Consider the following 13,736-nt stretch of genomic DNA (forward strand, 5'->3'; position numbering starts at 1 on the left):
GCGGCCGCGGCGACCTCGCCGCCGGCGGCGGCGGGCGTCTGGCCCGCGGGCGTCTGGGCGGACTCGGCGGCGGGGGCGGACTCGCCCCCGGCGCAGGCGGCGAGGGCGGCCGCGCTCAGCGCGAGCGCGGTCGGGAGGACACGGAACGACATCGAGAGGGGACGGCGACGGGGCGGGAACGAGGCGGGACGTCCGCGGGACGCGGCAGCGCGGCGCGGGTCACGAGCGGGCGCGACCGTGACGCGCGCCGCTGCGCGCGGGGGCGGACGCTCGTACAGTAGCACGGCCGCGCAAGGCGCCCGGAAACTCCCGGGCCCGGCGGCGGTATGACCGGCAGTGACGGCATCGGTCCCCGGCCGCGGGGGCTGGCTTGCGCCGTGCGTTGCGACGGAGGCGGCACTCCACGCTCCCCGCCCCACACCCATGCCCTCGTTGCGCGACCGGCTCGCCCAGCTCCGCGCCCGCCTCCGCCCGGACCCGCGGGTCCCCGCGCGCGTCTGGATGCGGCGGCAGTGGCCCGGACTGCTCGCCCTCGTGCTGCTCCTGGCCGTGGTCGTCGTCGGCGACGTCTGGCTGGCGACCTGCGGCTTCGAGCGGTGCCCGACCAGCGCCGACATCCGCGCCTTCCGCCCCAGCGAGGGCGGCAAGATCCTCGACCGCCGCGGCCAGACGCTCGGCCGCGTGCGCGCCGTGCGCCGCGCCAACGTCCCGCTCGCCCGCGTGCCGCTGCACGTGCGCCAGGCGTTCGTGGCCACCGAGGACCGCCGCTTCTTCGACCACGACGGGGTCGACTGGCGCGGGGTGCTGCGCGCCAGCGCGGTCAACGTGCGCGCCCTCGGCGTGCGCGAGGGGTTCAGCACGATCACGATGCAGCTGGCGCGCAACACCTTCGCCGTCGAGCGGCAGGGCGAGCGCTCGATGGCCCGCAAGCTCCTCGAGCTGCGCCTGTCGCGGCTCATCGAGCACTCGCTGACCAAGGAGCAGATCCTCGAGCTCTACCTGAACGTCATCTACCTCGGCAACGGGGTGTACGGCGTCGAGGGGGCGAGCCGCGACCTGTTCGGGCGCGGGATCGAGAAGGTCACCGTCGCGCAGGCGGCGATGCTGGCCGCGCTCCCCAAGGGGCCGAGCGCGTACACGCCGCGCCGCCACCCGCAGCGCGCGCTGCGGCGGCGCAACCTCGTGCTCGCCCTGATGGCGCGCGAGGGCTACCTCACCGCCGACGCGGCGCGCGCCGGCGTCGCCGAGCGGCTGGTGGTCCCCGCCAACGAGTGGCGCCCCGACCGCGCCGACGACAGCTACGCGCTCGACGCGGTGCGCGCGATCGTCGACTCGGTGCGCGAGGCGCTGGGCATCGAGTCCAACGACCTCACCGTCCACACGACGCTCGACCTGGCGGCCCAGCGCGCCGCGCAGCGCGCGGTGCAGCGCCGCGCCGACGCGATCGACGACATGACGGGGCGCAAGGACGGCGTCGAGGGGGCGATGGTCGCCCTCGACCCGCGCAGCGGCGACGTGCGCGCCCTCGTCGGCGGGCGCCGCTACGAGCGCGGCAACTTCAACCGCGTGCTGCGCGCGCGCCGCCAGCCCGGCTCGGCGTTCAAGCCGTTCGTGTACGCGGCCGCCCTCGAGGCGGGGATGTCGCCGGCCACCGAGGTCGACGACGTCCCGGTCGAGGTGCAGATCGGCCGCCAGGTGTGGGCGCCGCGCAACTTCGACGACGAGTACCTCGGCCACACGACGCTGCGCCGCGCGCTCATGAAGTCGGCCAACGCGGCCACGGTGCGCGTCAGCCGCTCGCTCGGCGAGGCCAAGGTCGTCGAGCGCGCGCGCAAGAACGGGATCGTCTCCAAGATCGAGCCCAACCCCGCGATCGCCCTCGGCGCCGCCGAGGTGACGCCGCTGGAGCTGGTGTCGGCGTACGCCCCGTTCGCCAACGGCGGCTTCCGCGTCGTGCCGCGCCTCGTGACGCGCATCGCCGGCGTGGACGGCGCGACGCTGTGGACGAGCGAGCCGTCGAAGGTCGGCGTGATGGACGCGCGCGACGCCTACCTCCTCACCTCGATGCTCAAGTCGGTGGTCGAGGAGGGGACGGCGACCGCGGTGCGCTCGGCGGGGGTGCGCGACCCGGTGGCCGGCAAGACCGGCACGACCAACGACGGCACCGACGTCTGGTTCGTCGGCTACACGCCGACGCTCGTCGCCGGCTTCTGGTTCGGCTACGACGAGCCGCGGTCGATGGGGCGCGGCGCCTCGGGAGGGCGGCTGGCGGCGCCGGCGTGGGCCGAGTTCTACGCCGCGGGGTGGAAGGAGCGCGGGCAGGACTGGCAGCCGCCGGCGGGGCTCGTGCAGCGGCGCATCGACGCCTACAACGGGCAGCTGGCCGGCGAGTGGTGCCCGGTGACGCGCGACGAGTGGTTCCGCGCCGGCACCGAGCCGACCGAGCGGTGCGCCGAGCACTACGCGCCCGAGCCCGAGCCGGTGTGGCAGAACCTCCCGCCGCAGATCGGCGAGCAGGTCGAGGAGGCGGCGAAGAAGGGCGGCTCCAAGCTGAAGCGCGCCCTCGGGAAGATCTTCCGCTGGTGAGCCGCGCGGCGCGCTAGGGGCTCGTGCGCGCGCCGACGGTGCGCGCCGACACCAGCAGCAGGTCCTGCACGACCACGGCGCCGGCGGGCGCGGGGCCGGACCACGGCTCGCTCTCGGCGCCCGGCCGGCGCGCGCGCAGCGTCACCAGCGCGCCCGCCGGCAGGTCGCAGACGCGGAAGCTGCCGCGCGCGTCGGTGCGCACGGTCCTGCGCTCCTTCCAGTCGGCGGGCCACGCCGCCTCGCGCCACTCGACCTCCACCGACACGCCCGCGGCGGCGCGCAGCTGCGGCACGTCGCCGCGGCGCTCGGCCTGCCACGCGCGCACGACGCCGGCGACCAGCGGCGACTCCGCCGTCCCCGCGGTGCAGTGCAGGCGGCGGAGCGTGGACGCCGACGGGACCGCGGCCTCGACGCGCAGCTCGCGCCCGGGCTGCATCGACAGCAGCTGGGTCCACCCGAGCCCCAGCGAGGCGGCGCGCGGCGCGTCCACGCGCACCACGTAGTCGCCGGCGCGCGGGACCTCGAGGTAGAACTCCCCCGCCTCGTTGACCTCCGCCGCGTACGGGGTGCCGAGCACCGAGATGCGCGCGCGCTCCAGCGGGCCCGGGGTCGCGGCGCTGCTGCTGTCGCGCAGCATCCCGGAGAGCACGGTCGGGCCGTCGCGGCGCGGCGGCACCCCCTCGACGATCGCGCGCCCGCCGACCTCGGTCAGCCGGGCCACGATCTCGTCCTCGCGCACGTCGCGCGCGTGCAGGTTGTGCAGCGTGGGGGTGGCGGCGCGCACGTGCGACACGACCTCCTGCGCCGGCATCGAGATCATCCACCGGTCGACGAACCAGGCGCCGTCGGGGGTGCGCGCGAAGCCGACGATCCCCCCCGCGCGCCCCGGCGGGACGCTCGGCGGCAGGTCGACGTACTCGAACTCGAAGTCGCGCAGCTCGAACGACGCGGTGTCGATCCAGAGCGTGCCGCGCACGTCGGCGCGCTTCTCCCCACGGCGCGGCACCGGCTCGACGGCCAGGCCGAGCTGCCCGGGGCGCGTCGGCGGCGGGCGGACGGCGCGCAGGCAGTGCGACTCGAGGAACGCGTCGGAGAGCAGCACCTCGGCGTCGGGGGCGTAGTAGACCACCGAGTCGGCGCCCGACGCGCTCAGCGCGGGCTCGACGAAGCCGCGCGCCCCGAGGTCGGCGACGTCCATCGACCGGAACGCCTGGATGGTCGAGGGGCGCATCGTCCACACCTCGCGCCGGATCGTCTTCCGGTCGGGCTCCATCTCGCGCACGAAGGTGCCGAGCCGCGTCGCGTGCCGCCCCTGCGACTCGCCGACCGCGGTGCCGACCAGCGCCTTGCGCGCCTCGTCCCACAGCCGCGCCGCCGACTCCCCCTCGGCGGGGCGCACGCGGCACCGCTCGCGCGCCGTCACGCGCACCGCCGACAGGCGCGCGGCGGCGCCGAGGGCGAGGCGGATCGAGACGCTGTCGCCGACCCCGAGGACGAGCGGCTCGGAGGCCGCGCTGGCGCTGCCGACGCGGTCGGCGCGCACCGTCCAGCTGCCGGCGCCGGGGGCGCGGAGGGTGAAGCGGCCGGCGCTGTCGGTGAGCACCCCGGCGACGCGCACGCGGCCGGTGTCGAGCAGCGAGACCACGGCGCTGGCGAGCGGCGCGCCGTCGGCCCCGTCCACCACCTGCCCGACCACGGTCTGGGCGCCGGCGGCGGCGGGGGCGAGGAGGGCGGCGAGCAGCGCGAGGGGTGGGCGTGGCATGCGACGGGGCGGGCGGGGGGCCCGATGGGCGAAGCTGCCGCCGGGCGCGCACACCGTCAACTCTCGGCGGGCGCCCCGGGGTTCACGCGGTGTCAACCGGCGGGTCGTCCGGCGCGCCGGCGGCGAAGGGCCCCGCCGCGAGGTCGGCCGGGGGCGCCACCGCCAGCAGCGCGCCGCGGGCCATCCGGTAGTGCAGGGGCGCGCGCATCGGCGTCAGCTCGCCGTCGGTCGAGACCCGCCCCCACGGGCGGCGCAGCTCGATCTCGCAGGCGTCGACCAGCGACACGTCGAGCCCGGCGCCCGCGTCGGCGGCGTCGGGGCCGGCGGCTGCCAGCCGCGCGGCGAGCGCGATCACCTGCCAGCGGGACTGCGTGTCGAGCACCAGGAGCTGGAGTCGGCGCGCGCCGCCGGGGAGCCGCCCGCCGCGCTCCCCGACCGTCATCGCCCGCTCGCCGACGGCCACGAAGACGAGCGGGGTGCGGTAGCGCCGCTCGGCGTCGCCGGGCCGCTCGCCGGCGCGGACCACGACGGTGAAGGCGCGCAGCCGGAGCCAGATCCACGCGCTGGCCAGCGCGCTGGCGATGCGGTAGCCCAGCCCGTAGCCCTCCAGCCGCTCGCGCGCGTGCACGAAGCGCACGTAGGCGCCGACCGAGCTGGTGCCGAGGAACAACTCGCCGTTCACCGTCGCCGCGTCGACCGGGCGCGGGGCGCCGCGCACCGCCGCCTCCAGGCACGCCGCCGGGTCGCCCGGCGGGAGCCCGAGGTCGCGCGCGAAGTGGTTGAGCGTCCCGCCGGGGAGGACGGCGAGCGCGGTGCGGGTGCCGGCGAGCGCGCGCGCGGCGAAGGTGATCGTGCCGTCGCCCCCGGCGACCAGCACGCGCGGCGTTCCGCGCGCGGCGTCGGCGTGCAGCGCGTCGGCGCGCGCGTCGAGGCGCACCTCGCGCAGCGCGAAGCGGGGGTCGGCGGCGACCGCCGCGCGCCCGTCGGCGGCGCTCCCCGCGTCGGGGTTCACGAAGGCGGGGATGGGGGCGCCGTCGGGCATCGCCGCCCCCCGGTGCAGGTTCCGCGCTACCGGCCGCTCACTGCTCGTCGGGGGTCAGCCAGCGCTCGACGGCCGGGGGCTCGTACGCGGCGAGGCGCGCCAGCAGGCGGTCGGCGTCGTCGTCGACGAGCAGCATCTGGCGGTGAGCCGCGCGCACGAACCCCGCCTCCGTCATGTGGTCGACCATCGCCAGCAGCGGCGCGAAGAAGCCGTCGACGTCGAGCACCGCGACCGGCTTGGCGTGGATGCCGAGCATCGCCCACGTCCACGCCTCGAACAGCTCCTCCAGCGTCCCGGCGCCGCCGGGGAGCGCCACGAACGCGTCCGCGCGCTCGGCCATCAGCGCCTTGCGCTCGTGCATCGTGTCGACGACGAGCAGCTCGCTCAGCCCCGTGTGCCCGACCTCGCGCGCCCACAGCCCGCGCGGGATGATCCCGGTGACGCGCCCCCCGTCCTCGAGCGCCGCGTCGGCGAGCGCGCCCATCAGCCCCCGCCGCGCGCCGCCGTAGACGAGGGTCAGGCCGCGGCGGGCGAGCCGCGCGCCGAAGTCGCGCGCGGCGTCGGCGTGGCGCCCGTCGACGCCGGGGCTGGAGCCGCAGAAGACGCAGACGGAGCGGAGGGGAGTCATGGCGACAAGCTAACGGCGGGCTGCGGGCTGCGGGTCCGGTCGGGATCCGCAGCCCGCAGCCCGCGGCCCGCAGCGTCGGTAGGTTTGCTCATGGTTCCCGCCTACGCCCGCCGCCTCGGCCTCTTCTCCGCCACGATGCTGGTCGTCGGCGGGATCATCGGCTCCGGCATCTTCCTGAACCCGGCCGTGGTCGCGCGCCGCGCCGGGACCGCGCCGCTCACGCTCGCCGTCTGGGGGCTCGGCGCCCTCGTCGCGCTGCTCGGCGCGGCGATCTTCGCCGAGCTGGGACGGCGGCGCCCGCAGGCCGGCGGCGGGTACGCGTACCTGCGCGACGCCTTCGGGCCGCTCCCCGCCTTCCTCTATGGATGGGCGCTGCTGCTCGTGATCTCGTCGGGGGCGATCGCGGCGGTGGCGATGACGTTCGCCGGCTACGCGACGTCGCTGGTCGGCGCGCCCGAGGGGGCGCAGCGTCCGGTGGCGCTGGGCGCGGTGGCGCTGCTGACGCTCGTCAACATCGTCGGCGTGGCGCCGGGGGCGGTGACGCAGAACGTCTTCACGGTGCTCAAGCTGGCGGCGCTCGCCGTGCTGCTCGGCGCGGGGCTGCTGGCGCCGGTCGACGCGGCCGCGGCGGCGCCGGCGCTCGCGCCGGCCGAGGGGTCGCTGGTGCGGATCGTCGGCACGGCGCTGGTGCCGGTGCTGTTCGCGTACGGCGGGTGGCAGCAGACGAACTTCGTCGCCGAGGAGCTGGAGGCGCCCGAGCGCACGCTGCCCAGGGCGCTGACGCTCGGCGTGCTGCTGGTGGTGCTCGTGTACCTCGGCGCGAACGTCGCGTACCTCCGCGCGCTCGGCGTCGACGGGCTGGCGGCCAGCACGGCGCCGGCGGCCGACACGATTGCGCGCGTGGCCGGGCCGGCCGGGCGCACGCTGGTGGCGGCCGGGATCGCGGCGTCGACGTTCGGCTTCCTCGACCTCGTGATCCTGGTGTCGCCGCGCGTCTACCAGGCGATGGCGCGCGACGGGCTGTTCTTCGCCGCGTTCGCGCGGCTGCACCCGCGCTTCCGCACGCCGGTGGCGGCGATCGTGGCGCAGGGGGCGTGGGCGTCGGCGCTGCTGCTGGTGGGGAGCTACGGCCAGCTGCTCGACTACGTGACGTTCGCCGACTGGATCTTCTTCGGGCTCGCGGCGGCGGCGCTGGTCGTGATCCGGCGGCGCGACGCCGCGTCGGGCGCGGACGCCGGCGGCTACCGCGCGCCGTTCTACCCGTGGAGCGTGGTCGCGTTCTGCGCGGCGTCGGCGTACGTGGTGGCCGGCTCGGTGCTCTCCGACCCCGGCAACGCGCTGCGCGGCGCGCTGCTGCTGGCGCTCGGCGTCCCCGCCTTCCTGTACTGGAGGCGGCGCGGAGTTCGTACGTGAGCCGTACCAATAGATCGTACGCGCGCTGAATTAAATCCATTCGGCGAGAAAGGGCGTCGCGCGCGCTTGCGCGTCGCGTGCGCGGTCCGTACGGTGCGATCGTGTCCCACACGCGCCCCGCCGCCGCCCCGCGTCCGCTCGCCCCGACTCGCGCCCTCGCGACGCCGGCGAACAACGCGCGCGCCGCCAAGCGGTAACACGCGTCAGGACTCCGGCCCCCCCGGCCCCTCCTGACCGCGCGGTCGGGAGGGGCCTTCGCATGACCACCCGTGCGACGGCGTGACACGGCGATGAACGGCCTCCCCGAGCCCCAGGGGCTCTACGACCCGCGCTTCGAGCACGACGCGTGCGGCATCGGCTTCGTCGCCCACGCGCGCGGCGCCGCCTCGCACGCCATCGTCGCCGACGCGCTGCGGCTGCTCGAGAACCTGTCGCACCGCGGCGGCGCGGGGTGCGACCCGTGCACCGGCGACGGCGCCGGCGTCCTCACGCAGCTCCCGCACGCGCTGCTCGCCGCCGACCTCGCGGCCCGCGGCGTCGAGCCGCCGCCCGCGGGCGCCTACGGGGTGGCGATGTGCTTCCTCCCGCAGGACGCCGCCGAGCGGCGCGCCTGCGAGCTGCTCGCCGAGCGCGCCGCCGCGGAGGAGGGGCTCCGCGTGCTGGCGTGGCGCGACGTGCCCGTCGCGCCGGGCGAGCTGGGCGAGGTCGCGCGGCGCAGCGCCCCCGCGGTGCGCCAGGCGGTGCTCGACGGCGCGGGGCTGCGCGGGCGCGCGCTGGAGCGGCGGCTGTACGTGGTCCGCCGCCAGGTCGAGCACGCGGTCGGCGCGCGCGAGGGCTTCTACGTCGCCAGCTGCTCGTCGCGCACGGTGGTCTACAAGGGGCTGCTGACGCCGGCGCAGCTGCCGCTCTTCTACCGCGACCTCGCCGACCCGGCGTACGCGAGCGCGATCGCCCTCGTCCACTCGCGCTTCTCGACCAACACCTTCCCGACGTGGGCGCGCGCGCACCCGTACCGGATGCTCTGCCACAACGGGGAGATCAACACGCTGCGCGGCAACGTGGCGTGGATGCGCGTGCGCGAGGGGCGGATGCGCTCGCGGCGGTTCGGCGAGGACCTGGCCAAGCTCTACCCGATCGTCGCCGAGGGACAGAGCGACTCGGCGTCGCTCGACAACGCGCTCGAGTTCCTGGTGCGCGGCGGGCGCTCGCCGGCGCACGCGATGATGATGCTCGTCCCCGAGGCGTGGGAGGAGAACCGCGACATGGACCTCGACCGCCGCGGCTTCTACGAGTTCCACGCGACGATGATGGAGCCGTGGGACGGGCCGGCGGCGGTCGCGTTCAGCGACGGGCGGGTGGTCGGCGCGACGCTCGACCGCAACGGGCTGCGCCCGGGGCGCTGGCTGGTGACCACCGACGACGTGGTGGTGCTGGCGTCGGAGGCCGGCGCGCTGGAGGTGCCGGCGGCGCGCGTGCGCGCCAAGGGGCGGCTGCAGCCCGGGAAGATGTTCCTCGTCGACACGGTCGCCGGGCGCATCGAGGGGGACGAGGAGGTGAAGGCGCGCGTGGCGTCGCGCCGCCCGTACCGCGCCTGGGTCGCCGCCGGCCGCGTGGGGCTCGACGAGCTCCCCGAGTCGCACCGCGCGCCGCCCCCCGACGCGGCGGCGCTGCGCGAGCGGCAGGCGGCGTTCGGCTACACCGGCGAGGAGCTGCAGGCGGTGCTCGCCCCGATGGCCGCCACCGGCGAGGAGCCGACCGGGTCGATGGGGACGGACACGCCGCTGGCGGTGCTCTCCGACCGCCCGCAGCTGCTGTTCCGGTACTTCCGCCAGCTGTTCGCGCAGGTCACCAACCCGCCGATCGACCCGATCCGCGAGCAGCTCGTGATGTCGCTCGCCACCTACGTCGGGCCCGACGGCAACCTGCTCGGCGAGCACCCGGCGCACGCGGTGCGCGTGCGGGTGCGCGGCCCGGTGCTCACCAACGACGAGCTGGCGCGCATCGCCGGGATCGCCGACCCGCGGTTCCGCGCCCGGACGCTGCGCATGCTCTTCCCGGCGGGGGGCGGCGCGCGCGCGCTGGAGCAGGCGGTCGACTCGCTCTGCCGCCAGGCCGAGCAGGCGGTGCGCGAGGGGCACACGATCCTCGTGCTCAGCGACCGCGGCGTCGACGCCGACTGGGCGCCGGTGCCGTCGCTGCTCGCCACGGCGGCGGTGCACCACCACCTCACGCGCGAGAAGCTCCGCACGCAGACCGGGCTCGTCGTGCAGACGGGCGAGGCGCGCGACGTCACGCACGTGGCGCTGCTGCTCGGCTACGGCGCCGGCACGGTGAACCCGTACCTCGCCTTCGAGTCGCTGGCCGCGCTGGCGCGCGGCGGGCGGCTCCCCGACGGCGTCGACGAGGCGGCGGCGGAGGCGCGCTACATCAGGGCGGTGGAGAAGGGGCTGCTCAAGATCCTGTCGAAGATGGGGATCTCGACGCTCCAGTCGTACTACGGCGCGCAGATCTTCGAGGCGGTCGGGCTCGGTCCGCGCCTCGTCGCGCGCCACTTCCCGGGGACGCCGTCGCGCGTGGGCGGGCTGGAGATCGCGCAGGTGGCGGAGGAGACGCTGCGCCGCCACGCCGCCGCCTTCCGCCCCGCGCCCGACGGGCGACTGGAGCCGGGGGGCGAGTACCACTGGCGCGCGCAGGGGGAGCGCCACGCCTGGAACCCGACCACCATCGCGGCGCTGCAGCACGCGGCGGCCGCCGAGGGGGACGCGGCGCGCGCGCGTTACGACGAGTTCGCGGCCGCGGCCGACGCCGAGCACGCGGCGACCACGCTGCGCGGGCAGCTGGCGTTCGCCGAGCGGACGGCCGTGCCGCTGGAGGAGGTCGAGCCGGCGGCGGCGATCGTGCGCCGCTTCGTCACGGGGGCGATGTCGTTCGGGTCGCTCAGCCGCGAGGCGCACGAGATGCTCGCGACGGCGATGAACCGCGTCGGCGGCCGTTCCAACAGCGGCGAAGGCGGGGAGGAGCCCGAGCGCTACGGCACGGAGCGGAACAGCGCGATCAAGCAGGTCGCCTCGGCGCGCTTCGGCGTGACCGCGGAGTACCTGGTCAGCGCGCGCGAGCTGCAGATCAAGATCGCGCAGGGCGCCAAGCCCGGCGAGGGCGGGCAGCTCCCCGGCCCCAAGGTCGACGCGACGATCGCGCGCACGCGTTACTCGACGCCGGGCGTGACGCTCATCTCGCCGCCGCCGCACCACGACATCTACTCGATCGAGGACCTGGCGCAGCTGGTCTTCGACCTGAAGAACGTGAACCCGCGGGCCGCGGTCTCGGTGAAGCTGGTCTCCGAGGTCGGCGTCGGCACCGTGGCGGCGGGCGTCGCCAAGGCGCGGGCGGACCTGATCGTGATCGCCGGCGACGGGGGCGGCACGGGGGCGTCGCCGCTGTCGTCCATCAAGCACGCCGGCACGCCGTGGGAGCTGGGGCTCGCCGAGGCGCACCAGACGCTGGTGCTCAACGAGCTGCGCGGGCGCGTGCGGCTGCAGACCGACGGGCAGCTCAAGACGGGGCGCGACGTGGTGGTCGCCGCGCTGCTGGGCGCCGAGGAGTTCGGGTTCGCGACCGCGCCGCTGGTGGTCGGCGGGTGCATCATGATGCGGAAGTGCCACCTGAACATCTGCCCGGTCGGGATCGCGACGCAGGACCCGGTGCTGCGGGCGAAGTTCCGGGGGCAGCCCGAGCACGTCGTCAACTACCTCTTCCTCGTCGCCGAGGACGCGCGGCGCCACATGGCGCGGCTGGGCTTCCGCACGATCGACGAGATGGTGGGGCGCACCGACGCGCTGGTGCCGCGCGACCGGCGCGACCACTGGAAGGCGCGCACCCTCGACCTGCGCGCGCTGCTGCACCGCCCGGCGGTGGGCGACCACGTGGCGCGGCGGTGGGCGGGGGAGACGGTGGACGTGCTGGCCCGCGCGCTCGACCACGAGCGCCACGCCGCCGCCGGCGCGCTGCTCGCCGCGGCGCCGGCGCGCCCGCGCGGCGTGGTGCGCGCCGCCTTCGACGTGCGCAACGTCGACCGCAGCGTCGGCGCCATGCTCTCGGGCGAGGTCGCGCGCCGCTTCGGCGGGACCGGGCTGCCGCCCGGGGCGCTCCGGCTGCGCTTCACCGGCTCGGCGGGGCAGAGCTTCGGCGCCTTCTGCGCCCGCGGCGTCACGCTGGCGCTGGAGGGCGAGGCCAACGACCACGTGGGGAAGGGGCTGTCGGGCGGCACGCTGATCGTGCGCGCGCCTCGCGACGCCACCTTCGACCCGTCGCGCACGACGCTCGTGGGCAACGTCGCGCTGTACGGCGCCACGTCGGGGGAGTTGTTCGTCGCCGGGCTCGCGGGGGAGCGGTTCGCGGTGCGCAACAGCGGCGCGGTCGCGGTGGTGGAGGGGGTCGGGGACCACGGGTGCGAGTACATGACCGGCGGCGTCGTCGCGGTGCTGGGCGCCACGGGGCGCAACTTCGCCGCCGGGATGAGCGGCGGCGTCGCCTTCGTGCTCGACGAGGACGGCGCGCTGGTGCGCCGCGTGAACCCGGGGCTGGTGGACCTCGAGCCGGTGGACGACCGCGCCGACCTCGCGCTGCTGCGCGGGCTGGTGCGCCGCCACTGGCGCCTCACGGGGAGCGCCCGCGCGCGGGCGCTGCTGCAGGACTGGGACGCCGCGGCGCCGCGCTTCGTGCGCGTGATGTCGCGCGAGTACAAGCGCGTGCTCGCCGAGCGCGGGCGGCCGGCCACCCACACCCGCCAGGAGCAGGAGCATGGGCGATCCGAAGGGCTTCCTCACCATCCCGCGCTCGGACCCGCGGCGGCTGCCGATCGCGGAGCGGGTCGCGACGTGGCGCGAGTTCTACTCGCCCAGCCCTGAGGGGGAGCTGCGCGCCCAGGGCGCGCGGTGCATGGACTGCGGCGTCCCGTTCTGCCAGGGCGACACGGGGTGCCCGGTGCAGAACCTGATCCCGGAGTGGAACGACCTCGTGCACCGCGGCCGGTGGCGCGAGGCGCTCGACGCGCTGCACGCGACCAACAACTTCCCCGAGCTGACGGGGCGCCTCTGCCCGGCGCCCTGCGAGTCGGCGTGCGTGCTCGGCGTGGTCGACCGCCCGGTCGCCATCCGCAGCATCGAGCAGGCGGTCGCCGACCGCGGCTTCGCCGAGGGGTGGATCGCGCCGCGCCCGCCGTCGCGCGAGACGGGGTGGCGCGTGGCGGTCGTCGGCTCGGGGCCGGCGGGGCTCGCGGCCGCGCAGCAGCTGCGGCGCGCGGGGCACGCGGTGACGGTGTTCGAGCGCGACGCGCGGCCGGGCGGGCTGCTGCGCCACGGGATCCCCGACTTCAAGCTGGAGAAGTCGGTGCTCGACCGGCGCCTCGCGCAGCTGGAGGCGGAGGGGGTGCGCTTCGCGACGGGCGTCGACGTCGGCGTCGACCTGCACGGCGACGCGCTGCGCCGCGACCACGACGCGGTGCTCCTCGCGGGCGGCGCGCCGGTGGCGCGCGAGCTCGCCGTGCCGGGGCGCGCGCTGGCCGGCGTGCACCTCGCGATGGACTTCCTGTCGCAGCAGAACCGCCGCGTGGCCGGCGATCCGGCGTCGCCGGAAGTCGCGATCGACGCGCGCGGCAAGCGCGTGGTCGTGATCGGCGGCGGCGACACGGGCTCCGACTGCGTCGGCACCTGCCACCGCCAGGGCGCGAGCGAGGTCACGCAGCTCGAGCTGCTCCCGCAGCCACCCGCCGAGCGGCACGCGTCGACGCCGTGGCCGCTGTGGCCGATGCAGCTGCGCACCTCGCACGCGCACGAGGAGGGGGGCCGCCGCGACTGGCGCGTGGCGACCACGGAGCTCGTGGGGCGCGACGGGCGCGTGACGGCGCTGCGCGCGACGCGCGTCGGCGGCGACCCGGTCGAGCCGCTGGAGATCCCGTGCGACCTCGTGCTGCTGGCGATGGGCTTCACCGGCCCGCGGCGCGAGGGGCTGCTGGGGCAGCTCGGCGTGGCGCTCGACGCGCGCGCCGCGGTGGCGACGGATGCGGCGCACGCGACGTCGGTGCCCGGCGTGTTCGCGGCCGGCGACGTGCGGCGCGGGGCGTCGCTGCTGGTGTGCAACATCCGCGAGCGGCGCGACGCGGCGGTGGCGGGCGAGGTCCACCTGCGGCGGCGCGCGGCGTGGCGGGGGGCGCGCGCGGCGGGAGCCGCCTGACCGCCTGACCGCCTGACCGCCTGCGACCTGCGACCTGCGACCTGCGACCTGCGACCTGCGACCTGCGACCTGCG

The 13,736-nt window shown here is 76.9% G+C and carries 7 protein-coding genes; 4 read left to right on the forward strand and 3 right to left on the reverse strand.

Going from position 1 to position 13,736, the window contains the following annotated elements:
• The first annotated feature begins 423 nt into the window (after positions 1 to 423).
• The gene (locus PYV61_RS10510) at positions 424 to 2,586 is read left to right on the forward strand and encodes a PBP1A family penicillin-binding protein (protein ID WP_275831136.1); all 2,163 of its coding nucleotides are present in this window, start codon (positions 424 to 426) and stop codon (positions 2,584 to 2,586) included.
• Between the two features lie 13 nt (positions 2,587 to 2,599).
• Here PYV61_RS10510 and PYV61_RS10515 read toward each other — a convergent pair whose 3' ends face one another.
• From PYV61_RS10515 to PYV61_RS10525, 3 genes are all read right to left on the reverse strand, one after another.
• Complete coding sequence (locus PYV61_RS10515; protein WP_275831138.1) at positions 2,600 to 4,348, reverse strand: carboxypeptidase-like regulatory domain-containing protein; 1,749 nt, start codon at positions 4,346 to 4,348, stop codon at positions 2,600 to 2,602.
• An 82-nt stretch (positions 4,349 to 4,430) separates the two neighbouring features.
• Positions 4,431 to 5,390 (reverse strand): diacylglycerol kinase family protein, encoded by a 960-nt coding sequence (locus PYV61_RS10520; protein ID WP_275831140.1) that lies wholly within the window; start codon positions 5,388 to 5,390, stop codon positions 4,431 to 4,433.
• Between the two features lie 37 nt (positions 5,391 to 5,427).
• On the reverse strand, positions 5,428 to 6,018 hold the full coding sequence (locus PYV61_RS10525; protein WP_275831142.1) for a TIGR00730 family Rossman fold protein: 591 nt from the start codon (positions 6,016 to 6,018) through the stop codon (positions 5,428 to 5,430).
• Positions 6,019 to 6,108: 90 nt separating this feature from the next.
• Between PYV61_RS10525 and PYV61_RS10530 the strand changes: the two genes are divergently transcribed.
• The 3 genes from PYV61_RS10530 (at position 6,109) to PYV61_RS10540 (ending at position 13,662) form a co-directional block, all read left to right on the forward strand.
• Entirely contained in the window at positions 6,109 to 7,431 is a 1,323-nt protein-coding gene (locus PYV61_RS10530) for an amino acid permease (RefSeq protein ID WP_275831144.1), read from the forward strand.
• 269 nt (positions 7,432 to 7,700) lie between these two features.
• Complete coding sequence (gene gltB / locus PYV61_RS10535) at positions 7,701 to 12,338, forward strand: glutamate synthase large subunit (RefSeq protein WP_275831146.1); 4,638 nt, start codon at positions 7,701 to 7,703, stop codon at positions 12,336 to 12,338.
• On the forward strand, positions 12,232 to 13,662 hold the full coding sequence (locus PYV61_RS10540; protein ID WP_275831148.1) for a glutamate synthase subunit beta: 1,431 nt from the start codon (positions 12,232 to 12,234) through the stop codon (positions 13,660 to 13,662). Before gltB ends, PYV61_RS10540 begins: the two co-directional genes overlap by 107 nt.
• The last annotated feature ends 74 nt before the right edge of the window (positions 13,663 to 13,736 follow it).

This window comes from Roseisolibacter sp. H3M3-2, from assembly GCF_029211165.1.
Classification (GTDB): Bacteria; Gemmatimonadota; Gemmatimonadetes; order Gemmatimonadales; family Gemmatimonadaceae; genus Roseisolibacter.